Origin of the sequence: Leclercia sp. TB492, from assembly GCF_049974505.2 — a bacterium.
Classification (GTDB): Bacteria; Pseudomonadota; Gammaproteobacteria; order Enterobacterales; family Enterobacteriaceae; genus Enterobacter; species Enterobacter adecarboxylatus_C.
In genome coordinates this window covers 424,691-448,977 of the sequence record NZ_CM127572.1, presented here as the reverse complement: position 1 = coordinate 448,977, position 24,287 = coordinate 424,691, and the positions used below count along the sequence as shown (strand labels likewise).

Sequence of the window (24,287 nt, the reverse complement as noted above, 5' to 3'; positions counted from 1 at the left end):
TTATGCGCCGTGCTTCTTCTGCCAGGCCTGCACCAGACGCTCGCCCAGCTCTTCTTTATCCATAAAGCCAAAGCCCAGCACGTTGCAGCCTTCGTTGATGGCGGTAACGCCCTCTTCCACGGAACGCATGCCGTACTTGGCTTTGTAGCCATATTTGGTCTGAGCGGTGATGGCACCCGCGCCGCCGCTGCCGCAGAAGGAGATGCCGAAGGTGGCGTTTTCCGCCTTCATCACGTCACCCAGCTTCATGTCCGCCGCCACGCCTGGTACCACCACTGCGCGGCCACCCGCTTTTTCAACGCCTGCTGCAACCTTCTGACCTTTACCCAGGCGATCGCCGATAACGACTGTAATTTGTTCCATGATGTGCTCCTTAAAGGTTGTCTTTTGCGACTTCAAAGTGGACGGAGAGCAGCCAGGCTTCTTCATCAGGAAGGTTGCCAAACTGCGCCACGACTTCGCGGGCAAGCCGCATTGATTCAGGTGAAATTTCGTCGAACAGGTCAGCCTCGACCTCCGGCAGCGGCTCGCCGGTCACCGACCGGTGCGCCATGGCGCGAACGTGGGAGGTCAGCATCTGCTCCTGAACGGCATTGGGGATAATGTGGTGATGACTAAGCAGCGTGAAGGTCTGCTTGAGCATGGTGTCGGCCAGCTGTTCAGTTTGCGCCGCCTGGTCTCCAGTGTCGTTTATTACCGTTCCGTTAATCACTCGTCTTACCCCGTTATTGGCTCTGGGATAAAACTAACGCCCGCTGTTATGGGTTTGTAGCGAGTTGTTTTCCACTTCGAAGTGGAAAGGAGAGCGGCGCCAGTGATCTGTGCCACATAATTGCGCTGAATGATGATTTTTCGCTGGTCTAACGTGATGAATATCACGCTCCTGAGCGGGTAAAGCCGGGTTGTGGAAGTGAAAAAGTTTACGAGCAGACTCGTAGAAATGTGAGCTGGATAAGGTTTTCTTATGCGGATTGGGTAGAGTGGCCGTGGGTGCTTGAGACTGACCGTCTCTTGCATGGGACGGGAAGTGGAAAGCCCCACCTGACAAAAAATCAGGGATGGGGCCCGAAACGACACGTCCGAACACGTGAAGTTCGTTGCCTTACCCGCTTAAAAAGCAAGGAGGCATCCATGAAACGCAGAGATCCCAGTATCGGGGTTTTGATGATTATTTCTTTGACAATAATCATCTTAACGCTGGTGACGCGGAAGACACTGTGCGAGATCCGTTTTCGAAACGGTTCGCTTGAAGTGATTGCGCAAATGGACTGTCGCTCCGGATCGTAGGGAGCAAACATGCGGAGGCGTTTAGTACGCCTCCGCAACACGGGGAGAGGACGTGCGGCTCAGGCACCCATTAACGGTATTTTTTGTGATAAGTATTGCGCGTGGTGACAAACCCGTCGGCTGCCGCCTGCGCCTCTTTCACTTTGCCTTCGTTGGCCAGCTTCAGCGCGCCGTCAATCTGCCCGACCAGCGTCTCCAGACCGTGACGGTAATCTTTCATCTCGGCGCTGTCTTCCGCTTTGCCTTCCAGCTTCGGCGGGGTCTCTTTTTGCGCATCTACCGCAGCAGCGCGCATTTTGGTCAGGGCGCCTTTCATCTCCGCCGCATTGTCCGTTTTCTGCACCACCTTCAGGTTTTCGCTGAGGGTGTCCATATTGTCTTCCAGGTCGGCAAACACCGACGAACTCAATACCAGCGTTGAGGCTGCGAGGATGGCTAACAGGTTTTTACGCATTGCTCACTTCCTTTTTTATTATTAAAAAAAGACTAATACCCTAAATAATTCGCGTTGCAGGAAGGCGGCAAGCGCGTGAATCCCCGGGAGCTTACATAAGTAAGTGACCGGGGTGAGCGCACGCAGCCAACGCATCTGCACCGTGAAGTATGACGGGTATTACTGACCGGCGATCTTCATCTCCGGTAACAGCACCGATCCGCACTGGATATTGCTGCGGGTTTCAATATCGTTACCCACCGTCACGATATTGCGCCACATATCCTTTAAGTTGCCGGCGATGGTAATTTCGCTCACCGGATACTGAATTTCACCGTTCTCGACCCAGAAACCGGACGCCCCGCGCGAGTAGTCGCCGGTGACGCCGCTGACGCCCTGGCCCATCAACTCGGTCACTACCAGCCCGGTGCCCATCTCTTTCAACATCTGCTCAAAGCTCAGGCCGCGGCCAGGGATCCGCCAGTTGTGGATGCCGCCCGCATGGCCGGTGCTTTGCAGCCCCAGTTTGCGCGCGGAGTAGCTGGTCAGCAGCCACTGGGTCAGGATACCGTCTTTGATGATATCGCGACGCTCCGTGCGCACGCCTTCGCTGTCGAACGGCGTGGAGGCCAGCCCTTTCAGCAGGTGCGGATGCTCTTCAATGGTCAGCCATTCTGGCAGGATCTGCGTGCCCAGCGCGTCGAGCAGGAAGGTCGACTTACGGTATACCGCCCCACCGGCAATGGCGCCCACCAGATGCCCGAACAGCCCGGTCGCCACTTCATTGGCAAAGATCACCGGTGCTTTCATGGTAGACAGTTTTCGTGGAGCGAGGCGGGACAATGTGCGTTTTGCGCACTCCATCCCAACCCACTCCGGCGACTGAAGATCGCCCAGCGCGCGGCCAATGGTGTAGGCGTAATCGCGCTCCATGTCGCCATTCTCTTCGGCGATGACGCAGCTGGAGAGCGAGTGACGGGTGGAGCTGTAGCCCTGCAGCATACCGTGGCTGTTGCCAAAAACTTTGATGCCGTAGTGGCTGTTAAAGCTGCCGCCTTCGGTGTTGGTGATGCGCTTATCGGCGTTAAGGGAGGCTTGTTCCGCACGAGCCGCGAACTCAATGGCTTCGTCAGGGGTCACTTCTGCCGGGTGGAACAGATCCAGATCCGGGGCCTCAAAAGCCAGCAATTCGCGGTCTGCGACGCCTGCGTAAGGATCCGGCGAGGTGTAGGCGGCGATATCCAGCGCCGCCTGCACGGTACGCGCTATGGCGTCCGGGCTAAGGTCGGTGGAGGAGGCACTGCCTTTACGGTTCTGGTGATAAACAGTAATCCCTAACGCGCCATCGCTATTAAATTCAACGGTTTCCACCTCGCCATAGCGGGTGCTGACGCTCAGACCAGTGGTTTTACTGACGGCGACTTCTGCCCCGTCGGATTTCGCTGACGCCAGCTCCAGAGCCATGGAGACGGCCTCTTCCAGTGCTTTACGCTGCGCTGCAACTTGTGAGATCACTTTCATCGTAAATGCCATAATGTAAGGTGTAGTTAGCTGAAGTCTATCAGAGAACCGTTTCTCAGTACGCGCCTAAACTGGTAAGATTAGCCTCTTTTTTTAAGGAGCCTGACATGACTAAGCAGCCCGAAGACTGGCTCGACGACGTTCCCGGTGATGACATCGAAGACGAAGATGATGAGATCATCTGGGTCAGTAAAAGTGAAATTAAACGCGACGCCGAAGAGTTAAAACAGCTTGGTGCGGAAATGGTAGAGCTGGGCAAAAACGCGCTGGATAAAATCCCGCTCGACCCCGATCTGCGTGCCGCCATCGAACTGGCACAACGCATCAAGAAAGAGGGCCGCCGTCGCCAGCTTCAGTTGATTGGTAAAATGCTGCGCCAGCGCGATGTAGAACCCATTCGCCAGGCGCTGGACAAGCTGAAAAACCGCCACAACCAGCAGGTTGCCCTGTTCCATAAGCTGGAGCAGATCCGCGATCGCTTGATTGATAATGGCGATGACGCCCTGGCGGAGGTACTGAACCTGTGGCCGGACGCCGATCGCCAGCAGCTGCGAACGCTTATCCGTAATGCGAAGAAAGAGAAAGAAGGGAATAAGCCGCCGAAGTCTGCGCGTCTGATCTTCCAGTATCTGCGCGAACTGGCAGAAGCCGAAGGTTAATATCGTGCATGCTGTTTGCCGGATGGCGGCGTAAACGCCTTATCCGGCAAACAAAAACGTGCGAATTGCAGGCCCGGTAAGCGTTAGCGCCACCGGGCTTTTTTATTACTCTGCGACTTCCGCTTTCTTCGCCAGACCGTCCAGCAGCTTCTGATGGATGCCACCAAACCCGCCGTTGCTCATCACCAGAATGTGATCCCCCGGCTGCGCGGTCTTCACCACCATCTCCGCTAACGTATCCACATCGGCACTCCAGTGCGCAGGCTGGATACAGGCTTCAGCCACTTCCGCTACCTGCCAGGGAATATGCTGCGGCTGCAGGAGGAAGACTTCATCGGCACGGCCTAAAGACGGGGCCAGGTCATCTTTGCAGACGCCCATTTTCATGGTGTTGGAGCGCGGTTCCAGGACGGCCAGAATGCGTGCCGTGCCGCCCACTTTGCCGCGCAGCGCCGCCAGCGTCGCAAGGATCGCCGTCGGGTGATGGGCAAAATCGTCATACACCGTCACGCCATTCGCTTCGCCGCGCAGTTCCAGGCGGCGACGGGCGTTGATAAACGATCCCAGCGCATGAGCCGCATCGGCAGGCAGCACGCCCACATGACGGGCCGCGGCAATCGCCATCAGGCCGTTATGCATGTTGTGTTCTCCCACCAGCGCCCAGTGCACTTCCCCAACTTTTTCGCCATCCAGCAGAACTTCCCACTGGGAGGCATCGTTGGTGAGCTTTTTCGCCTGCCAGTGGCCCTGCTCGCCCACCAGCTCCTGCTCGCTCCAGCATCCCATCGCCAGGGTCTGCTTCAGGTTGATGTCGTTTTCCGGCAGGATAATACGTCCCTGACCCGGCACGATGCGCACCAGGTGGTGGAACTGCTTCTGAATCGCTTTCAGGTCGTCAAAGATGTCCGCGTGATCGAACTCAAGGTTATTGAGGATCAGCGTCCGTGGGCAGTAGTGGACAAATTTAGAGCGCTTGTCAAAGAAGGCGCAGTCATATTCATCCGCCTCAATGACAAAGAACGGACTGTCGCCCAGGCGGGCAGAAACCTCGAAATTCCCCGGTACGCCACCGATCACGAAGCCCGGCTTGTAGCCGCAGGCCTCAAGGATCCAGGTCGCCATCCCGGCGGTGGTGGTTTTGCCATGAGTACCGGCAACGGCCACAACCCAGCGATCGCGCAGCACAAAGTCGTGCAGCCACTGCGGGCCCGACATGTAGGGAATATTCTTTTCCAGCACGGCTTCTACGCAGGGGTTGCCACGGGTCATGGCGTTACCGATGATCACCAGATCCGGCTGCGGATCGAGCTGGCTGGCGTCGTAACCCTCAATAAGTGAGATGCCCTGGTTTTCCAGCAGCGTGCTCATCGGCGGATACACATTGGCGTCCGAACCTGTCACCTCATGGCCAAGAGCGCGCGCCAGCATAGCCAGGCCGCCCATGAAAGTGCCACAAATCCCCAATATATGAATGCGCATACGTCACTATCCTTCTTCAATGTGGCGCACATTTTACGCATATGTCAGCAGCAGAGAAACGCATTTCAGGAAAATCTGTACTCAGCTGGCGCGATTCACCTCTGCGCGAAGATTTGAAAGTTTGTTAAGATTGTTGGGCATCAACAACTTTACTCAACATCCAATGCAGGGAAGGTGTTATGAAAACGTTAGGTGAATTTATTGTCGAAAAGCAGCACGAGTTCTCGCATGCTACCGGTGAGCTCACTGCTTTGTTGTCGGCAATAAAGCTGGGCGCCAAGATCATCCATCGCGATATCAACAAGGCCGGTCTGGTCGATATCCTGGGTGCCAGCGGTGCTGAAAACGTGCAGGGCGAAGTTCAACAGAAACTCGATCTGTTCGCGAACGAAAAACTGAAAGCTGCACTGCGCGCACGCGACATCGTTGCGGGGATCGCCTCGGAAGAAGAAGACGAAATCGTCGTCTTTGAAGGGTGTGAACATGCAAAATATGTCGTTCTGATGGATCCGCTGGATGGCTCCTCCAACATCGACGTTAACGTCTCTGTCGGCACGATTTTCTCCATTTACCGCCGCGTCACCCCTGTCGGCACCCCGGTAACCGAAGAAGATTTCCTGCAGCCGGGCAACAAGCAGGTCGCGGCGGGCTATGTGGTTTACGGCTCCTCCACCATGCTGGTCTACACCACCGGCTGCGGCGTGCATGCCTTTACCTACGATCCTTCACTGGGTGTGTTCTGCCTGTGCCAGGAGCGCATGCGCTATCCGCAGAAAGGCAGCACCTACTCCATCAACGAAGGGAACTACATTAAATTCCCGGCGGGCGTGAAGAAATACATCAAATTCTGCCAGGAAGAGGATAAAGCGACCCAGCGTCCTTACACTTCGCGCTATATCGGCTCCCTGGTGGCAGATTTCCACCGCAACCTGCTGAAAGGCGGGATCTACCTCTATCCAAGCACCGCCAGCCACCCGGAAGGCAAGCTGCGTCTGCTGTACGAGTGCAACCCGATGGCCTTCCTCGCCGAGCAGGCGGGCGGTAAAGCCAGCGACGGTAAAGAGCGGATTATGGATATCATTCCTGAGAGTCTGCACCAGCGCCGTTCGTTCTTCGTCGGCAACGATCATATGGTGGAAGACGTCGAACGCTTAATCCGTGAATACCCGGATGCCTGATTTATTCGTTTGATCAAAAGGGGCCATACGGCCCCTTTTTATTGTCGGTATGTTTGACCAAAAGGGGCCGGGCGGCCCCTTTTGTTTTTCCAGGGATTTATACCTTTGTCGGTATAACACTATATAAAAATGCTGCTGTAACCCACCGACTCAATCCGTCATCATTACGGCGTTCAAATAGTGTTCAACGGAAATCAGCAGAAATGAAAAATCTCTCTCGCTCATCCACTGGTATCGACCTCAATCTGATTCCGGTATTTATTGAAGTCGTCAGGTGCGGGAGCATGGCCAAAGCCTCTTTACGTCTTGATATGTCCAGACCCGCCGTGAGCCTGGCGCTGAAACGCTTTGGGATGCTGTTTAATGAGCCGCTGTTTACCCGCAAAGGCCTGTTTCTTGAGCCAACGCCCTATGCGCTGCATCTGACCGCCGAGATGGAAAAGCTACTGGGCTTGATCCACGACCATATCGCCAGCGCGCCGTCCGCCGGAGAGAGCATCCCGACGCCAGCGGCGCCGGAACGCGATGAGGCTATGCCTGTTGCGTCGACAGTTTAAACGACGACATCGCCTCGATAAGCTCGCGTGATTGCTCTTCCAGCGAGCGCGTCGCGGCGGAAGACTGCTGGACCAGAGCCGCGTTTTGTTGCGCGGTTTCGTCCATCTGATTGACCGCAATATTCACCTGCTCAATACCCCGGCTCTGCTCGTGCGACGCGTTGGCAATCTCACGCATCAGGCGGGTCATGCGCATCACTTCGGTGGCGATCTCATCCATGGTTTCACCCGCCTGCTGGGCCAGATCGCTGCCTTCACTGACGTGTGACTGCGAATCGCTAATCAGGGTGCGGATCTCTTTTGCCGCATCGGCGCTGCGGCTGGCAAGGATACGCACTTCACCGGCCACCACCGCAAAACCACGACCCTGCTCACCCGCGCGGGCCGCTTCTACCGAGGCGTTCAGCGCCAGGATATTGGTCTGGAAGGCTATGCCGTCGATGACGCTAAGAATATCGGCGATGCGGTCGGCGCTGCCGGAGATGTCGCGCATCTTCTCAATCACGTAGCACACCATTTCGCTGCCGCGATCGGCAGTATCAGACATCGTCTTCGCCACCTGGTGTGCCTGCTCGGCGTTGTGGGCGTTCTGTTTCACCGTGGCGGTGAGTTCTTCCATGCTGGCCGCGGTCTGCTCCAGCGAGGTAGCGGTCGACTCCGTACGCTGGGCCAGGTGCATGTTGCCGGCAGTCAGCTCCCGGCTGCCGGTATCGATCTGCGAACTGGCATCGCGCACGCGCAGTACCGAGCCCATCAGCGACTGGCGCATCTCTTCGATGGCGGCATTCAGGCGGTTAAACTCCTGGCTGGCGGGTGCGCTGAGGGCGTGGGTCAGATCGCCGGCCGCCACGTGCTCAAGCTGGGCGATAGAGGTGGAGAGCGGCTTCAGCAGCATATGACGCAGGGCCAGCCAGGCCAGCACAATGATGCCCGCGGTCAGCAGCGCGGCGACGATAATCAGCAGCATCACCCGCTCTTTGCTGGCCTGCACCGCCGCCACTTCGGCTTTACCGCGGCTGTCGCTCCAGGCCTGGAAAGCCTGCATGTCGTTATCGAACTGACGCGCCACCGGCACCAGGTGGTTCTCCAGCAGATCGTAATAGGCATCGGCGCTCTGCTCTTTCAGCGCGTTCTGCATCGGCACGATCCCCTGGGCGTTATAGGCCGCAAGGCTTGCCGCAACCTTCTTCAGCAGTTGCTCGCCTTCGGGATCCTTTACCCCGCCATCGATCACGTTTTTCAGCGTGGTTTGTGCCTGAGTGATTTCGTCATTGATGTTCTTCACCGATTTGGCGGCATCATCCAGCAGGCCCACCTCCATCATGCGCACGGCCTGCCCCGCCTCGTTGCGCGCGCGCAGGATCAGGGTATAGCCCGAATTGAGCTGCACCAGCTGCTCGCCCTGAAGATGATTAATGCGCTGCAGTGAAGCGGAACTCTGCGTGAGGGCATAAATGCCAATACCGCTGACGAGCAGCAGCAGGAGGGTCATGACGGCCAGTAACGAAAGCAAGCCGGTACGAATCGATAGCGTTTTAAGCATGATGTTATTTCCGGTAGCGAGATAAATCTGGACAGAATTAAAGGTTATCGGCCGCTACCGGAAAAGATTTAGACTTACAGTAAATTCAGTATGTTACTGGTTTGTAGTTGTTGTACTAACCCGTGTTACAGGCGAGCTCTGGCGGTTCTCCCACAGCACCGTCAGCCCACGCTGCAGGGCGATAAAGATGAACAGCAGGATGCCAATCGCAATCTTGGTCCACCACGAGCTGAGGGTGCCGTCGAAGTTGATATAGGTCTGGATCAGCCCCTGGATCGCCACCCCGAACAGCGTACCCAGCACCGTACCGACCCCGCCGCTGAGCAGCGTGCCGCCAATCACCACCGAGGCAATGGCGTCCAGCTCCACGCCCACTCCCGCGAGGGCATAGCCCGCCTGGGTATAGATGGAGAAGACGATCCCCGCCAGCGTCGCCAGCCCGGTTGAGAGCATATAGATACGAATGGTGGTGCTGCGGGTGGAGATCCCCATCAGGTTGGCAGAGGTCGCGCTGCCGCCGATGGCATACACCTCATTGCCGAAGCGGGTGCGGTGGGCGAGGAAAATGCCAATCACCACCACCCCCAGCATCACCAGCCCGAGAATGCTCAGACGCCCGCCGCCGGGAATTTTCCACGCCAGGCTGGAGAGGGTGTCGTAGACCGGATGGTTGATCGGGATTGACTCCTCGGACACCAGATAGCTGACCCCGCGCAGGAAGAACATCCCGGCGAGGGTGATAATGAATGCCGGGATCTTCAGGGCGTCGATCAGCAACCCCATAAAGGCCCCGAAGGCGCAGCCCATCGCCAGCACCAGCGGGAAGGCCAGCAGTGGAGAGATACCCCAGTAGCCGATCGCTTTCGCCAGGAAGACGCCGGTAAAGGCGATCACCGACCCCACGGAGAGATCGATCCCGCCGGAGAGGATCACGAAGGTCATACCGACGGCGATGATCCCGAGGAAGGCGTTATCGGTCAGGATGTTGCAGATCACCCGCGTCGAGGCAAAACCGGGGAATTGCGTCAGACAGTAGAGATAGCCCAGCACGAACACGCCCAGGGTGATCATTAACGGTAAATTACGTTTTATCATGGCCACGCATCCCCTTAATTAGACTGATAAAGCGCGGCGACTGGACGATCAGCACGCAGAGCACCACTACCGCTTTCACTACCTGATTGAGCTCCGGCGGGAAACCGGACAGCAGGATCCCGGTGTTCATCCCCTGGATAATCAGCGCGCCAATCACCGACAGCAGCAGGTTAAAGCGTCCGCCCATCAGCGACCCGCCGCCGATCACCACCGCAAGGATCGCATCCAGCTCCAGCCACAGGCCGGCGTTGTTGGCATCCGCCCCGCGAATATCCGCCGCGACGATAATCCCGGCAATGGCGGCGCACACCCCGCTTAAGACGTAGGTCAGCATCACCATCAGGCGGGTACTGACCCCGGCGTTTTTCGCCGCGCGAATGTTAATCCCCACCGCTTCAATAAACATCCCGAGGGCGGTTTTGCGGGTGAACAGCCAGAAGGCAATCAGCGTCACCACCACGATGATCACCGGCGTCGGGAAGAACAGCAGCGAGCCGCTGCCGATCCATGCCAGATTGGGGGCGTTGAAGGTGACGATCTGCCCGGAGGTGATCAGCTGCGCCACCCCGCGTCCGGCCACCATTAAAATCAGGGTGGCGACGAAGGGCTGTATTTTGAGGATCGCCACCAGGATGCCGTTCCACAACCCTGCCAGCACACCGGTACCCAGCGTCACCAGCAGTACCACCGGCAGGCTGTGTCCGGCTACGGTCATCGAGGCTGCCGTGGCACCCGCGATAGCCATCACCGCCCCGACCGACAGGTCGATACCGCCGGTAGCGATCACCAGGGTCATACCAATCGCCAGCAGAGCCACCGGCGCGGCGCGGTTTAAAATATCAATCGGGCTGCCGAACAGGCGGCCATCCTGAAGGATAATCTGATAAAAATGCGGTGAAACGAGGCTATCCACCAGCAGCACCAGCAGCAGCGCAATGATTTGCGGCATACCGGTGGGCCAGCGGAAGCGGCGCTTCGGCTCGCCGGTCTGAGAGAGTGAACGTGACATCACGATGTACTCCTTATGCCGCAATGGCGTTCATGATTGCCGGAACGGACAGCGCGTCCAGCGGGATCTCGGCCACCTGTTGCCGGTCACGCATGATGATCACGCGATCGGCGTAGCCCACCAGCTCCTCCAGCTCCGACGAGATAACCAGCAGCGCCAGGCCGTCGGCGCAGAGGGTTTCGATCAGGCGGATGATCTCCGCATGCGCCCCCACGTCGATACCGCGCGTCGGCTCGTCGAGGATCAGGAACTGCGGTTTGGTCAGCAGCCAGCGCGACAGCAGCACCTTCTGCTGGTTGCCGCCGGAGAGAAACTCGATCGGCTGTTCCGCGCTCGGGGTACGGATGCCCAGCTGGCGAATAAAGCGTTCGGCAATGGCGTTCTGCTCTTTACGCGGAATGGGCCGCAGCCAGCCGCGCTGGGCCTGCAGGGCCAGAATGATGTTTTCGCGCACCGAGGCCGCGGCAATAATCCCGTCGGTTTTCCTGTCTTCCGGGCAGAAACCGATCCCGAGGCTGGAGGCCTGATGCGGGGAGCGCAGCGCCTGGGGCTTGCCTTTAATCAGGGCAGTGCCGGTGTCGGCAGGCTTAATGCCGAAGATCACCTCGGCGGTTTCGGTACGACCGGAGCCTAACAGCCCCGCCAGGCCGACAATCTCGCCGGGACGTACCTCCAGGTTAAAGGGGGCAATAGTTCCCTTCCTGCCGTAATCCTTAAATGCCGCAATGGGTTTCTCGCTGAGCAGCGTCCGGCCCGCACGCTGCAGGGCGTTGGTCTCCAGCTCGCGGCCGAGCATCATTTTCACCAGCTCGATTTGCGGCAGCTCGCGGGTTTCGCGGCAGCCGACAAAGCTGCCGTTACGCAGCACGGTAATGCGGTCGCTCACCTCATAGACCTGATCGAGGAAGTGGGTGACGAAGATCAGGCTCACCCCCTGGTCGCGCAGCTGGCGCATCAGGGTGAAGAGCATCTCCACCTCCTGGGTGTCCAGGCTGGCGGTGGGTTCATCGAGGATCAGCACTTTGGCGGAGAGATCGATGGCGCGGCAGATGGCGACGATCTGCTGCATCGCCACCGAAAAACGGTTCAGCGGTTCGCGCACGTCGAGGGAAAAGCCGTAGGACTCCATTAGCTTCGTGGCGCGAGCTTCCATCTCTTTGCGGCGCAGCAGGCCAAAGCGTCGTGGCTCGCGACCGATAAACAGGTTATCGGCCACCGACATGTTCGGCAGCAGGTTCACTTCCTGATAAACCGTCCCGATCCCCAGCTGCTGGGCATGGGCGGTATTTTTGGGCGAAATGGCCTGGCCTTCCAGCCAGATGGTGCCGCGATCGGCGTGATACACCCCGGTCAGGGCTTTAATCAGGGTCGATTTCCCGGCGCCGTTCTCGCCTAATAGCGCCATAATCTCGCCACGGCGCAGGCTGAAATCGACGCTATCCAGCGCTTTCACGCCGGGAAAGTACTTGCTCAATCCTTCTGTGCGGAGGATTTCCTGGTGTTGGTTTGTGGTCATGGTTCCCCCTGCATCACGCCGGATGGCGCTACGCTTATCCGGCCTACAAAAAGCGTATCGTAGGCCGGGCAAGCGCAGCGTCGCCCGGCATTTTCACTGGAGCTTAGTAGCCCATATTTTTCTTCTTCTCTAACTCTTCTTTAGCGGTATCAGGCAGGTAGAGGGTGGATTTGGTAATGGTGACTTTCTCCGGCATGGTGCCGTCTTTCTTGAATTTTTCCAGCGCGTCGAAGGCCGGGCCTGCCATGTTTGGCGTCAGCTCAACGCTGGCGTTGGCCTCTTTATCGATCATCGCCTTATAGATATCCGGCACGCCGTCGATGGAGCCGGTCAAAATATCGGTGCCCGGTTTCAGACCCGCTTCTTTAATGGCCTGAATGGCGCCGATCACCATGTCGTCGTTATGGGCGTAAACCATGCAGATGTTTTTGCCGTTGTTCTCGGCTTTGATGAAGCTCTCCATAACCTCTTTCCCTTTACTGCGGGTGAAGTCGCCGGACTGAGAGCGGATAATCTTGATGTTTGACGCTTTGGAGATGGCATCAGCAAAGCCTTTCTTACGATCGATGGCCACGCTGGCGCCGACGGTGCCCTGCAGCTCAACCACGTTACACGGCTTGCCATCCACCTGTTTCACCAGCCACTCACCGATTAATTTACCTTCCAGGACGTTGTCGGCGGTAACGGTAGTCATATAGAGAGATTTGTCTTTTACATCGATGGAACGATCGAGCAGAAACACCGGAATTTCGGCATCTTTGGCTTCTTTCAACACCGGCTCCCAGCCTGTTGCCACGACCGGCGCAATGAAGATGGCGTCAACGCCCTGGGCGATAAAAGAGCGTACCGCTTTGATCTGGTTTTCCTGCTTTTGCTGACCATCTGCGATTTTCAGCGTGATGCCGCGCTTTTCGGCCTCGCTTTTCGCGACGTTGGTTTCAGCCGCTCGCCAGCCTGATTCCGAGCCGACTTGTGCGAATCCTACGGTTAATGGGGCGGCCATCGCCATAGACGACATGGCTGCTGAAACTGCTGTGACAAGAAGTAAGCGCTTCCACATAAGAACGTCCTCGTAGGGTAGTTTATTGTTGGGTAAAAGGTGTTCTGCGAACAGACTATAGACAATGCGAGATGTAACGGAGTGTGTTACATCACACTTCAGAGAAGTGAATAAAACGTTAATCACAAGTTTGTAATCGCTTTCATTGAGCCATTAAAAATGCGGCTGAGTTTATGGATTATCTTGTCATGAGAAAGGGCTGATAGTGGCATCCGCGAGAAGGGAATGGCGAAAACAGGCGAAGACATTCGGCGCCAGTTGGCTATAATACTCGCCACTTGATTACCAATCATTTTAAAGGACACAGACATGAGCTTACTCAACGTCCCAGCGGGTAAAGAACTGCCGGAAGACATCTACGTAGTTATCGAAATCCCGGCGAACGCTGATCCTATCAAATACGAAATCGACAAAGACACCGGCGCGCTGTTCGTTGACCGTTTCATGTCTACCGCGATGTTCTACCCGTGCAACTACGGTTACATCAACCACACCCTGTCCCTGGACGGTGACCCGGTAGACGTGCTGGTCCCAACACCATACCCACTGCAGCCGGGCTCCGTGATCCGCTGCCGTCCGGTTGGCGTGCTGAAGATGACCGACGAAGCCGGTGAAGATGCGAAACTGGTTGCGGTACCGCACACTAAGCTGAGCAAAGAGTACGATCACATTAAAGATGTGAACGACCTGCCAGAACTGCTGAAAGCGCAGATCGCCCACTTCTTCGAGCACTACAAAGATCTCGAGAAAGGCAAATGGGTGAAAGTGGAAGGCTGGGACAACGCAGAAGCTGCTAAAGCGGAAATCGTTGCCTCCTTCGAGCGCGCTAAGAAGTAATTCTTACCCTGCGAAACGCCCCGACACGTCGGGGCTTTTTTATGCCCGTCAATTGTCACTAAACTGTCACATAGACGTTTTCTCATGAAGTATTAGTTAGATAGCGTGTTTCTCCTGCCCTAATCCCCCTTCGCTCTCTTAAAGTCTGTCAGCCGTCGGTCGATACCTTCGTTACGTGATCACGATCGCTTTATTTCACCAGGGAAATACCTGCTACAGATGAAACTCAACACCCTTACCATTGGCCAGCGGCTGGGGCTGCTGGCCGCACTGCTGCTGCTTGCAACGCTCTTCACCGGCCTGCGCGGGCTGGCGATTAACAACAACAGCCTGACGCAGCAAGAACAGATTATGACGATGGAGCAGTCCATCACCGAAAGCATCGATACCGCGCGTAGCGCCCAGGTGCAGTTCAAGATCCAGGTGCAGGAGTGGAAGAACACGCTGCTGCGCGGAGCCCAGGGACAGGAGGCGTTCGATAAATACAAAAATGCCTTTAGTCGCGAGAGCCAGGCCACCCAGGCGCTGCTCACCCATTTGAGCGAGCTGCTGCCCAAAATCGGTATGGATAATCGCGAGGTGCTGGCAACCCGTCAGATCCACACCGGGCTGGAGCAACAGTACCTGAAAGCGCTGGCCGATTATCAGGTGGGGGATGTAACCAGCGCCCAGCGCGTGGATAGGCAGGTCACCGGCATTGACCGTGAACCGACCAGAATGATCGACGAGGTGGTGGCAAACACCCTCCGGCACGCAAAGGTGCTTCACCAGCAGATCGCTGACCAGAACCAGGCCCGCTATCAGCAGACCCGCTGGATGCTGGTGCTGACGATGGCATTAACTCTCGGCGCCGGAATGCTGGTGACCTGGTGGTTAATTCGCAGCATCACCCGGCCCCTGGCCCAGGCGGTCAGCATCGCCCGTACCGTGGCCGCCGGGGATTTGCAGTCCCGCTTTACGGTTGCCGGTCGCGATGAGACGGCCGAACTGATGCATGCCCTGCAGGAGATGAACATCAACCTGACCCGCATTGTGTCCGGGGTACGCAGCGGCACCGAGACCATCGCCACCGCCTCGGCACAGATTGCCAGCGGCAGCCATGAACTCTCTTCCCGTAACGAAGCCCAGGCCAGTGCCCTGGAGCAGACCGCCGCCTCAATGGAAGAGCTGACCTCGGTGGTCAAAAGCAACGCGGAACATTCACGCACCGCCAGCGATCTGGCCCGCAATGCCCGTCTGGTGGCGCGTCAGGGGGAAGAGGCCGTGGATCGTGCCATGCAGACCATGAGCGAGATCCATAATTTCTCCAGCGAGATCAACACCATTATCAGCATGATCGACAGTATCGCCTTCCAGACTAACATCCTTGCGCTGAACGCCGCGGTCGAAGCCGCCCGGGCGGGAACCGAAGGCCGTGGATTCGCGGTGGTGGCTGCTGAAGTGCGCGCCCTGGCCCAGCGTTCCGCCTCGGCCGCCAAAGAGATCCGCGTCCTTATCGATCGCTCTGTCAGCCGCATCGATGAGGGTAATGGTCAGGTCAAAGAAGCCGGAGTTGCCATGGCCGGTATTCTGCACAGCGTCAGCAAGGTGAGTGAACTGATTGAGGCGATCTCGTTAGCCAGCCACGAGCAGAGCACCGGCATCGATCAGGTGAACGTGGCCGTCACCCATATGGATGCCGCCACGCAGCAAAACGCTACGCTTTCGCAGGAGTCGTCCGCGGCGGCGCAGGCGATGCATCGCCAGGCTGAACAGCTGCTGGAGACGGTGCAGATCTTTAAGCTGCGCCAGGAAGGGGCATAACAAAAAACAACGCCACCCGAGGGTGGCGTTGTTTATCTCAGTACTGGTCTCTGTCTAACCAGTTACCGCTTTCAATCAGCGTCAGGCCGTCCACCGAACGTTGGTACACGTACATCCATGCACTGCCGTAAGGTGTCTGGATCAACTGGCGAGCGTATTCCCCGCCTCTTGTGCGCAAGGCATCAAGTTCGGCCAGCGTGGCATTATCAATACGATACACTTCACCGTGCACTGCTCCGTTCCCCGGAACCGCGCCTGGATAGTGGCCCAGGCTGTACAACTGGTAGTTCTCGATACTGTAATCCCCCAGCAACTGGGCGTTGGTCATCCAGTGGCTGTTGCCTTGCCTGGTTCGTAAACTACCGTAGACAAATATTCGCATTGCTAGAACTCAAACTGATAGAGCAAATCGAGTGCCTGATCTACGCCAGACACCGCTTCCAGATATAGCTTAGGCATCAGGCGATAGCGTAACGTGAGTGTCGCCAGCGAGTCAAAGATCCCCACGCCATATTTCACCTGCAGACCCGGCAGTACATAGCCGCTGACCACCACCTGGGAAGAGTCACCGACTCCCTGGGTGTCCAGCGCCAGATTGCTTACGCCAAACGTCTCCCCGATTTTACCCACAACCTGACCACTTTGTGCAACCCCCAGGCCGACTAACATTGAGGTCATCGCCGCACTGTCGCTCTGATTGCTGTCCAGACCTTGCCCGCGCAGCAGGTATGAGAGCGCTTCCTGCTGGGACATCGCCGGGTCGGAGAAAATTTCCGCTTTCGGTTCGTCCGCGGTGCCGGTCACGCGCACCCCGGCAATCACGTCATTCTCGGTGGCTTCCGGGTTACGGATCGCTTCGATATTCAGCAGCGGCTGATCCGGCGGACCGGAGAACAGCAGCTCGCCTTTACGCACAATCAGATCCTGGCCGTAGGCGTGGAAGCGCCCTTCCGGAATGGTGATCTGCCCGTTGAGACCCAGCCCCTGTTTATCCTGCGCGACCTTCAGATCGCCGGTCAGCCTCGCCTTCAGGCCAAAGGCATCCAGCCGCACGTTGTTGCCGACGTGCACGATCAGGTTGCTGTTGATCGGGATAGAGGCCCGCTGCGTCTCCTCCGGCTGCAGATTGTTATCGAGCATGACCTCATCGCTGGAGACGCCTACCGCGCTCTCCGGCAGGTCATGGACTACGATGCGCGCCCATGGGACATCGACCCGGCCGTCGAGGGTGAACAGCTGCGGCGTGGCCTCAAAGACCACGTCCGGCGAGACGTCCAGCCGCACCATCGGCGGCACGGTGATGCGCACCTTGCTGCCCTTGGCCGCCACCCGCGCACGCCAGTTGTCGATCTGGCTCCAGTCGGCATCGCCGCTGAGGTTGATCTGTCCCTGCTGGGTGCGAACGGTCCCCGCCAGCGTCGAGCTCATGCCGTTGAAATTCATCGCCAGCTGGCTCGGCAGCATATCGAACGGCATAAAGTTGCCGTCGATATCCACCCCGTTAAGCTGCATCTGACCAAACAGCTGCGGGCTTTGCGCGCTGCCGGCCAGCCGCAGGTTGGCGTTCAGCATCCCGGCCGCCTTCTCGCCGCGGGAGAAAATGGCGTTCGCCATCGCCAGGTTGAGATTGCGGATGTTGACGTTGCCGCCCAGATTGCGCTGCCCCTGCGGATCGGTCACCTGGATCTGGCCGTCAAACTGGCCGTTGTTGGCGAGGCGGATGAGCCAGCCCAGTTCGGCGCGGTTGTTATGCAGATCGGCGGTCAGATTCAGGGTAGTAAACGCCAGCGGCAGCGGCGCATCGTTCACCACCTGCGTCACCTTCACGTTACGCCCGGAGAGCGTGACGTTGCCCTGCGGCAGTCCTGGTTTGGTGGCATCCCAGGCGACATCGGCCTTGCCGCTAAACACGCCGCTGGCCTGGGTAGACTCCGGCATAAACGGCTTGAGCATCGCGAGGTCAAAGCGGTTGAGGTTCACCACCGCCCGTCCTTCGGCCCCTGCGTCAACGGTTTGCGGCACGCACAGCTCGGCGTTCGGGTTGGTCCAGCAGTGCGGCCCGATGCTGATCTTCTGCTCCGCGTTGCGGTAATCCAGCGCAATGGAGCGGGTTAACGACCAGGGTCCCACCGGGGTGGCGAAGCGGGTGTTATCCAGGGTGCCTTTCCAGCGCATCTCTTTACGGTCAAAACTGCCGGCCAGGTGCAGCTGGCCGGAGACCGGCTCGCCCTGCACGCGCAGCTGGAGATCGTGCTGCTTCTCGCTACCTTTGGCTTCCAGCGTCACCTGACTGAGGTTTACGCCCGGCTGGGAAATACGATCGACGCGCAGGTTCAGGTGCCCGGCGATCTGGTCGGTGGATTTGACATCGCCGTCGACGCGAACGCGGGCGATGGTGAGCTCCTGCCAGCGCAGGCCGTTGGCGGTGATATCGGCCAGCAGCTGCGGGGCCTCGACCGTGCCGCGCACCTTAACCAGCCCTTTCGCCGTTCCGCCCAGCCCTGGCAGGGCATTATCAAGATTCGGTGCGTCGATGGTGGCATCCAGATCCAGATCTTTCACCCCCAGCTCGCCCTTGATGTCGGCGGTATTGCGGCCCAGCGCCACGTGCAGACCCGGGATGATCCACTGCAGGTAGCTGTTGCCCTTCAGCGAGCCATGTACATCCACCTTGTTCTGCTTCACGTTGCCGGTGATCTTCAGCTCCGGTACGTCCATCTGCCAGCTGCCGCCGTACAGGCTGCCGCGGGTTTTAATCAGTCCGTTGAGCTTCGATGGCCAGTCCGGTACCTCTTTGGCGGTGTTGATCCCGGTGAGCTTCAGCTCCCCGCGCCAGCTGATCGCCTTCTGCCAGTCGAGCAGCGCCGTCAGCTCGGTTTTCCCCTCCAGCGCCGCAACCGTCAGCTTATCGAGGTTGATCTGCTGCTCGTTCCCCTTCGCATCCAGTGTGATACCGGCGGGAGGCAGCCCCTCCCCTTTCACCGCGGTGCGGAACGACAGGGTGTAGTCGGTCATTTTGCCGGTGAGCTTCAGCTTTACGTCATCGGCCTGATACTGCTTCTCGCCGGTGAAGGGCCAGTAGAGCTGTTCGCTGACCACTTCCAGGTTGAGCGGCAGGCCCGCCTCGGCAAGCCGGGTCTGGCCGCGCAGCACCAGATCCACCGGGCCGGAGAGGTTCACGCCAAACTCCAGCTGCTCGCGCAGGGCGCCGCCGACCTTCAGCTTCACCTTCTCGCCCTTGATCGGGTCGATGTTCAGGCTGCTGTTGAGGGTGATATCCACCGGCCAGTTATCCCGCAGCTGCGCATTGCCGGTGGCGTTGACGCTCCCCTGGTTGGTGTCGATATCCAGCGCGTCGAGCTTCATGTTGCCGTCGATACTGCTCACCTTCAGCAGCATGTTGAAGACGGTCAGATCGGTATCGCCGGTCAGGCGCAGCTGCTCGCCCTTAAACTCTTCGATATTGAGGTTCAGCGGCAGATGAACGTCGGTCATCTCCGGCAGGACAGGTTTAGAGAAGAGATCTTTCAGCGTTTCGCCCAGCGGCTTCTCTTCCGGCTGCGGATTCTGAATTTTTGGCTCGACGATCTCTTCCTGCGCCACCTCCGCCACTTTCGGCAGGGCAATCAGCAGGCCCTGCAAAGCGGTCGGGGTCAGGGTCAGGTTCTTCTCCTGCCAGCGCAGGCCGGAGGTGAAGTCCATCACCGACACGGTGGTGTCGTCGATTTTGACGTTGACGTTATTCAGCGCCACCCGGCTAAGGGTAATCGGGTATGGCGTCGAGAGATCCAGCGGCCCGCTCTCCTCTTCGGCGGGCGGCGCCGCTTCCGGCATTTTTTTTGAATCTATCGTCACGAAGACATCCTTTAACGACAGATCGTTGATGCACAGGCTGCTGTCGCGCAAACAGCTGAGCTTCACCGCCAGGTGCAGATCCCCGGCGTTGACCGCCACGCCCGGCTGATCATAGCGGACGTTTTTCAGATGCAGGTCGCGCCAGCCGCCGGTGACCTGGCCAATCTCCAGCCCCGGTACCCAGCGGTTAGCCGCCTTAAACAGCAGATGCAGCCCGCTGGTGGTGCCCACCAGAAAGGCCACCGCGGACAGCAGCAGCAGGATAAACAGCACAACACCGAGGCTGACTTTCTTCCATAAACTCATAATTCAGGCCCCAGACCGATGTAAAACTGTAAACCGTGTTCATCTTTATCCCCCACCGGCACGGCGAAATCGAGCTTGATCGGCCCGACCGGTGACTCCCAGCGCACCCCGACGCCCGCGCCAGTTTTAAAGTCGCTGCGGCGGATATCGCTCACCGCTTCCCCGCTGTCGATAAAGGTCGCCCCCCACCATTTTCCGGTGACGTTGTACTGATACTCCAGCGAGCCGGTAGCCAGCTTCGAGGCCCCAATCAGCTTGCCGTCGTCATCTTTCGGCGCGATGGATTTGTATTTATAGCCACGAATGCTGCGATCGCCCCCGGCGAAGAAGCGCAGATCCGGCGGCACTTTCTCGAAGTCGCCGGTTTCAATCCAGCCCAGATTGCCGCGCATCACAAAACGGTGGCGGTCATAGAGGGTGCGGATCCAGGCGTTCTGCGCCTGCACCACCACAAAGTCAACATCCGAGCCCCAGGCGGTATTGGAGTAGTCCACCGAATAGCGCTGGGAGTCGCCCCAGGTCGGCATCAGCCCGCCGCGGGAGCGGGTCCGGCTGATCATCACCCCAGGATAGAGCAACATAGTGGTGTTGGTGACGTTGGCCTGGGTAAAGTGATCGAGGCTCCAGCGAAGGTTAATGGCGCGCTGCCAGCCGCTGGAGAGGTCCCAGTAGCGTGACACGGCGAGGGTCGTGGAGTCGGCTTCGGTATCGTTCAGATCGGTACGCTTAAAGCCGCCCTGCACCAGGTAATACTGCTCAAGCGGGTTTTTCAGCAGCGGCATTTTATAGCTGAAATCGAGCTGCTGCTCGGGCGCGGAGATACTGGCGTTGGTGGTCAGGCTGTGGCCGTAGGAGTTCATCCACGGCTTTTTCCACGTCGCTTTTACCCGCGGACCGACGTCGGTGGAGTAGCCGACCCCGGTCTCGATGGTGTTCTCGGTGCGCGGCGAGACCACGCCATGCAGCGGCAGCACTTTGGTCTTGCGCGCTTTATCAAACTCCGGGGCCACCACTACCGAGTTAAACCAGCCGGTAGCAGAGAGGCGGCGGTTAAGCTCGGCCAGATCTTTCGACTGGTAATAGTCGCCTTCTTTAAAGGGGATCAGGTTCTGCAGGTACTCGTCGCGGATTTGCGAGCCTTCGAAGGTCACATCGCCGAAGCGGTAGCGTTCCCCGCTGTCGTAATCGATGTCCCAGAACGCCTGATGCCGGTCGAGAGAGACGCCCAGCTGGCTTTTGTTGAACTGGCTGTCGAAGTAGCCTTTGCGCAGCGCCACTTTAGTGAGATCTTTTTTGAAGCCGTCATAATCGCTGTGATTGAGCAAGGTGCCGTTCTTCGGCCGCGTATTCAGCAGATCAAGGTAGTCATGGTCGGTGCGCGCGCCGCCACGCAGCACCACGTCCGTGCCGCCGATCAGCACCGGCTCGCCCGGCTTGACGCGGGCAATCAGCACCTGCCGCCCTTTGGCCGGAGGTGGACGCAACTCAAAGTCGATGGTGGGTTCGTAATAGCCGAGCGCTTTTAAACCGCCGCGGATGGCGTCATCCACGCGGGCGCGGAAGCGACGGTCTGGCGTCACTTCGTCGCTCTGGATCGTGGAGAGCTGTGCGCGTACGTTTTTTTGCAGCGCGCCGGATAGCCCCTCAACCTGCAAACGAACATTCGCCGCATCGGCGACTCCGCTTGTCAGCAAGAAACTGACTAAACATAACTGGCGGATTTTTGGCACGTTTTCTCCTGAATATCCTTGTTTCCACCCCTGGAAGCATATGAAGTGCCGCTCCGCAGCAGATCACGGCATAAAGCCCAAAACCCAATTCACGGGTTGAAAAATGGTTAAACAACCTAATATTTCTTATGTTTAAATCTAGACTCATTCACCGCATTTATTGTGTTCAATTAAACGCGTCGTGACAACCTTAACCCAAACATCACCTACCCGGAGGTCACACCGTGAGTTTATTCGATAAAAAGCACCTTGTTGCTCAGGCGGATGCATTACCGGGACGTAACACCCCTATGCCCGTCGCCACGCTGCACGCCGTGAACGGTCACTCGATGACCCATGTTCCCGACGGGATGGAGATCGCCCTGTTCGCAATGGGCTGCTTCTGGGGCGTGGAGCGCCTGTTCTGGCCGCTGCCGGGGGTCTACAGCACTGCGGCGGGCTACACCGGCGGCTATACCCCTAACCCAACCTACCGCGAAGTCTGCTCCGGCCAGACCGGCCATGCCGAGGCGGTACGGGTGGTGTATGACCCGAACGTCATCAGCTATGAACAGCTGCTGCAGGTGTTCTGGGAAAACCACGACCCGGCGCAGGGCATGCGTCAGGGTAATGACCACGGCACCCAGTACCGCTCGGCGATCTATCCGCTCACTCCGGAACAGGACGCGGCGGCCCGCGACAGCCTGGCGCGCTTCCAGCAGGCGATGCGCGACGCCAACGACGACCGTCAGGTGACGACCGAGATCGCCACCGCTCTGCCGTTCTACTACGCAGAAGACGATCACCAGCAGTATCTGCATAAAAATCCGTACGGCTACTGCGGTATAGGTGGTATTGGCGTTTGCCTGCCGCCTCAGCTGGCATAACAGTAAACCGGTTCTGCCTGTTTGTGGGCAGAACCGGCTCAAAAAGTGATCTCTGGCGACTTTACAGTTCGTTACGCTATACTAGCCGCTGAAATAACCGGCCTACCGCTTCGGACCGGTGTTCAAAATGTCTACAACCCTGTGTGACCAACTTCCCTCCGAGGATCTGGCGAGAAGCCGGATAAGATATGTTAAACAGTATTTTAGTAATACTTTGTCTGATAGCCGTCAGTGCATTTTTCTCAATTTCAGAAATTTCCCTGGCCGCATCCCGTAAAATTAAACTCAAACTTCTCGCCGATGATGGCGATATTAATGCTCAACGTGTGCTGAAAATGCAGGAAAACCCGGGGATGTTCTTCACCGTGGTGCAAATTGGCCTCAATGCGGTCGCTATCCTGGGCGGTATTGTCGGCGATGCCGCCTTCTCCCCGGTGTTCCATAGCGTGTTCTCTAAGTACTTTTCCCCTGAACTCTCCGAGCAGCTGAGCTTTATCCTCTCCTTCTCGCTGGTGACCGGCCTGTTCATTCTGTTTGCCGATTTGACCCCGAAACGCATCGGTATGATTGCGCCCGAAGCCGTGGCTTTGCGCATCATCAACCCGATGCGCTTCTGCCTGTTCGTGTTCCGTCCGCTGGTGTGGTTCTTTAACGGCCTGGCGAACACCATTTTCCGCCTGTTCAAGCTGCCGATGGTGCGTAAAGACGACATCACCTCTGATGACGTTTACGCCGTGTTCGAGGCCGGTGCGCTGGCAGGGGTGCTGCGTAAGCAGGAGCATGAGCTGATCGAGAACGTGTTTGAGCTGGAGTCCCGTACCGTGCCGTCATCAATGACCGGCCGCGAGAACGTGATCTGGTTCGATCTGCACGAAGACGAGCAGAGCCTGAAGACCAAGGTGGCGGAACATCCGCACTCCAAGTTCCTGGTCTGTAATGAAGATATCGATCACATCATTGGCTATGTCGACTCCAAGGACCTGCTGAACCGCGTGCTGGCGAACCAGAGCCTGGCCCTGAACAGCGGCGTGCAGATCCGCAATACGCTGATTGTCCCGGACACCCTGACGCTCTCCGAGGCGCTGGAAAGTTTCAAAACCGCCGGGGAAGACTTCGCGGTGATCATGAACGAATACGCGCTGGTGGTGGGGATCATTACCCTCAATGACGTGATGACCACCCTGATGGGTGACCTGGTGGGCCAGGGTCTGGAAGAGCAGATTGTGGCGCGCGATGAGAACTCATGGCTGGTGGACGGCGGCACGCCGATTGACGACGTGATGCGCGTGCTGGATATCGACGAGTTCCCGCAGTCCGGCAACTACGAGACCATTGGCGGCTTTATGATGTTTATGCTGCGTAAGATCCCGAAACGCACCGACTCGGTGAAGTTCTCGGGCTACAAGTTCGAAGTGGTGGATATCGACAACTACCGCATCGACCAGCTGCTGGTGACGCGCATCGACAACAAGCCCACCGTGCTGGTGCCGAAACTGCCGGATGCCGAAGAGAACGCTTCGGCCTAAGCCAGAAACATCAACGGCTCCCTCTGG

The 24,287-nt window shown here is 58.0% G+C and carries 21 protein-coding genes; 8 read left to right on the top strand and 13 right to left on the bottom strand.

What is annotated here, in order from left to right; genetic code table 11:
- Together ACP4QI_RS02105 and ACP4QI_RS02100 are read right to left on the bottom strand one after the other, a co-directional pair.
- The gene (locus tag ACP4QI_RS02105; RefSeq protein WP_002437459.1) at window positions 1-363 is read right to left on the bottom strand and encodes an SFCGS family glycine-rich protein; all 363 of its coding nucleotides are present in this window, start codon (window positions 361-363) and stop codon (window positions 1-3) included.
- 10 nt (window positions 364-373) lie between these two features.
- Window positions 374-712 carry a glycine dehydrogenase gene (locus ACP4QI_RS02100; protein ID WP_106994092.1) on the bottom strand — a complete coding sequence of 113 codons (339 nt, stop codon included), beginning with the start codon at window positions 710-712 and terminating at the stop codon, window positions 374-376.
- 419 nt (window positions 713-1,131) lie between these two features.
- Between ACP4QI_RS02100 and ACP4QI_RS02095 the strand changes: the two genes are divergently transcribed.
- Window positions 1,132-1,287, top strand: coding sequence for a Hok/Gef family protein (locus ACP4QI_RS02095; protein ID WP_142488002.1), 156 nt, complete (start codon window positions 1,132-1,134; stop codon window positions 1,285-1,287).
- 70 nt (window positions 1,288-1,357) lie between these two features.
- Here the strand turns inward: ACP4QI_RS02095 and cybC are convergent, their stop codons facing one another.
- On the bottom strand, window positions 1,358-1,741 hold the full coding sequence (gene cybC, locus ACP4QI_RS02090; RefSeq protein WP_142488001.1) for a cytochrome b562: 384 nt from the start codon (window positions 1,739-1,741) through the stop codon (window positions 1,358-1,360).
- Between the two features lie 159 nt (window positions 1,742-1,900).
- The gene (gene pmbA / locus ACP4QI_RS02085) at window positions 1,901-3,253 is read right to left on the bottom strand and encodes a metalloprotease PmbA (RefSeq protein ID WP_142488000.1); all 1,353 of its coding nucleotides are present in this window, start codon (window positions 3,251-3,253) and stop codon (window positions 1,901-1,903) included.
- Window positions 3,254-3,348: 95 nt separating this feature from the next.
- On the opposite strand from pmbA, the gene yjgA reads away from it, so the two are divergent.
- The gene (gene yjgA / locus ACP4QI_RS02080; RefSeq protein WP_142487999.1) at window positions 3,349-3,900 is read left to right on the top strand and encodes a ribosome biogenesis factor YjgA; all 552 of its coding nucleotides are present in this window, start codon (window positions 3,349-3,351) and stop codon (window positions 3,898-3,900) included.
- Between the two features lie 105 nt (window positions 3,901-4,005).
- Here the strand turns inward: yjgA and mpl are convergent, their stop codons facing one another.
- Window positions 4,006-5,379 (bottom strand): UDP-N-acetylmuramate:L-alanyl-gamma-D-glutamyl-meso-diaminopimelate ligase, encoded by a 1,374-nt coding sequence (gene mpl / locus ACP4QI_RS02075; RefSeq protein ID WP_142487998.1) that lies wholly within the window; start codon window positions 5,377-5,379, stop codon window positions 4,006-4,008.
- 179 nt (window positions 5,380-5,558) lie between these two features.
- Between mpl and fbp the strand changes: the two genes are divergently transcribed.
- Window positions 5,559-6,557, top strand: coding sequence for a class 1 fructose-bisphosphatase (fbp, locus tag ACP4QI_RS02070; protein WP_032616238.1), 999 nt, complete (start codon window positions 5,559-5,561; stop codon window positions 6,555-6,557).
- A gap of 203 nt (window positions 6,558-6,760) precedes the next feature.
- Window positions 6,761-7,114: a LysR family transcriptional regulator gene (locus ACP4QI_RS02065; protein ID WP_426495444.1), complete on the top strand. Its 354-nt coding sequence runs from the start codon at window positions 6,761-6,763 to the stop codon at window positions 7,112-7,114.
- On the opposite strand, the gene ACP4QI_RS02060 is transcribed toward ACP4QI_RS02065, so the two are convergent.
- From ACP4QI_RS02060 to ytfQ, 5 genes are all read right to left on the bottom strand, one after another.
- A complete protein-coding gene (locus tag ACP4QI_RS02060; RefSeq protein ID WP_142487996.1) occupies window positions 7,089-8,657 on the bottom strand; it encodes a methyl-accepting chemotaxis protein in 1,569 nt (522 codons plus the stop codon). The genes ACP4QI_RS02065 and ACP4QI_RS02060 overlap by 26 nt on opposite strands.
- Window positions 8,658-8,750: 93 nt before the next feature.
- Window positions 8,751-9,752 carry a galactofuranose ABC transporter, permease protein YjfF gene (gene yjfF / locus ACP4QI_RS02055; RefSeq protein ID WP_156262770.1) on the bottom strand — a complete coding sequence of 334 codons (1,002 nt, stop codon included), beginning with the start codon at window positions 9,750-9,752 and terminating at the stop codon, window positions 8,751-8,753.
- Entirely contained in the window at window positions 9,739-10,764 is a 1,026-nt protein-coding gene (gene ytfT / locus ACP4QI_RS02050) for a galactofuranose ABC transporter, ATP-binding protein YtfT (RefSeq protein ID WP_142487994.1), read from the bottom strand. The genes yjfF and ytfT overlap by 14 nt, the downstream gene beginning before the upstream one ends.
- Before the next feature lie 10 nt (window positions 10,765-10,774).
- Window positions 10,775-12,277: a galactofuranose ABC transporter, ATP-binding protein YtfR gene (gene ytfR, locus ACP4QI_RS02045; RefSeq protein ID WP_426495443.1), complete on the bottom strand. Its 1,503-nt coding sequence runs from the start codon at window positions 12,275-12,277 to the stop codon at window positions 10,775-10,777.
- Window positions 12,278-12,380: 103 nt separating this feature from the next.
- Window positions 12,381-13,337, bottom strand: coding sequence for a galactofuranose ABC transporter substrate-binding protein YtfQ (ytfQ, locus tag ACP4QI_RS02040; protein ID WP_032616231.1), 957 nt, complete (start codon window positions 13,335-13,337; stop codon window positions 12,381-12,383).
- A 309-nt stretch (window positions 13,338-13,646) separates the two neighbouring features.
- On the opposite strand from ytfQ, the gene ppa reads away from it, so the two are divergent.
- Both ppa and ACP4QI_RS02030 read left to right on the top strand, forming a co-directional pair.
- Window positions 13,647-14,174, top strand: a complete 528-nt coding sequence (gene ppa, locus ACP4QI_RS02035) for an inorganic diphosphatase (protein ID WP_103178006.1) — start codon at window positions 13,647-13,649, stop codon at window positions 14,172-14,174.
- Between the two features lie 219 nt (window positions 14,175-14,393).
- Window positions 14,394-15,977 (top strand): methyl-accepting chemotaxis protein, encoded by a 1,584-nt coding sequence (locus ACP4QI_RS02030; protein WP_426495442.1) that lies wholly within the window; start codon window positions 14,394-14,396, stop codon window positions 15,975-15,977.
- A gap of 37 nt (window positions 15,978-16,014) precedes the next feature.
- Here the strand turns inward: ACP4QI_RS02030 and ACP4QI_RS02025 are convergent, their stop codons facing one another.
- Genes ACP4QI_RS02025 through tamA form a run of 3 tightly spaced genes read right to left on the bottom strand, consistent with a single transcriptional unit; the run spans window position 16,015 to window position 21,868 of the window.
- Window positions 16,015-16,359, bottom strand: a complete 345-nt coding sequence (locus ACP4QI_RS02025) for a gamma-glutamylcyclotransferase family protein (protein WP_142487991.1) — start codon at window positions 16,357-16,359, stop codon at window positions 16,015-16,017.
- A 2-nt stretch (window positions 16,360-16,361) separates the two neighbouring features.
- On the bottom strand, window positions 16,362-20,138 hold the full coding sequence (gene tamB / locus ACP4QI_RS02020) for an autotransporter assembly complex protein TamB (protein ID WP_426495441.1): 3,777 nt from the start codon (window positions 20,136-20,138) through the stop codon (window positions 16,362-16,364).
- The gene (gene tamA, locus ACP4QI_RS02015; RefSeq protein WP_426495440.1) at window positions 20,135-21,868 is read right to left on the bottom strand and encodes an autotransporter assembly complex protein TamA; all 1,734 of its coding nucleotides are present in this window, start codon (window positions 21,866-21,868) and stop codon (window positions 20,135-20,137) included. Before tamA ends, tamB begins: the two co-directional genes overlap by 4 nt.
- A gap of 224 nt (window positions 21,869-22,092) precedes the next feature.
- On the opposite strand from tamA, the gene msrA reads away from it, so the two are divergent.
- Together msrA and ACP4QI_RS02005 are read left to right on the top strand one after the other, a co-directional pair.
- Window positions 22,093-22,734: a peptide-methionine (S)-S-oxide reductase MsrA gene (gene msrA, locus ACP4QI_RS02010; protein ID WP_142487988.1), complete on the top strand. Its 642-nt coding sequence runs from the start codon at window positions 22,093-22,095 to the stop codon at window positions 22,732-22,734.
- 188 nt (window positions 22,735-22,922) lie between these two features.
- Complete coding sequence (locus ACP4QI_RS02005) at window positions 22,923-24,260, top strand: hemolysin family protein (RefSeq protein WP_142487987.1); 1,338 nt, start codon at window positions 22,923-22,925, stop codon at window positions 24,258-24,260.
- The last annotated feature ends 27 nt before the right edge of the window (window positions 24,261-24,287 follow it).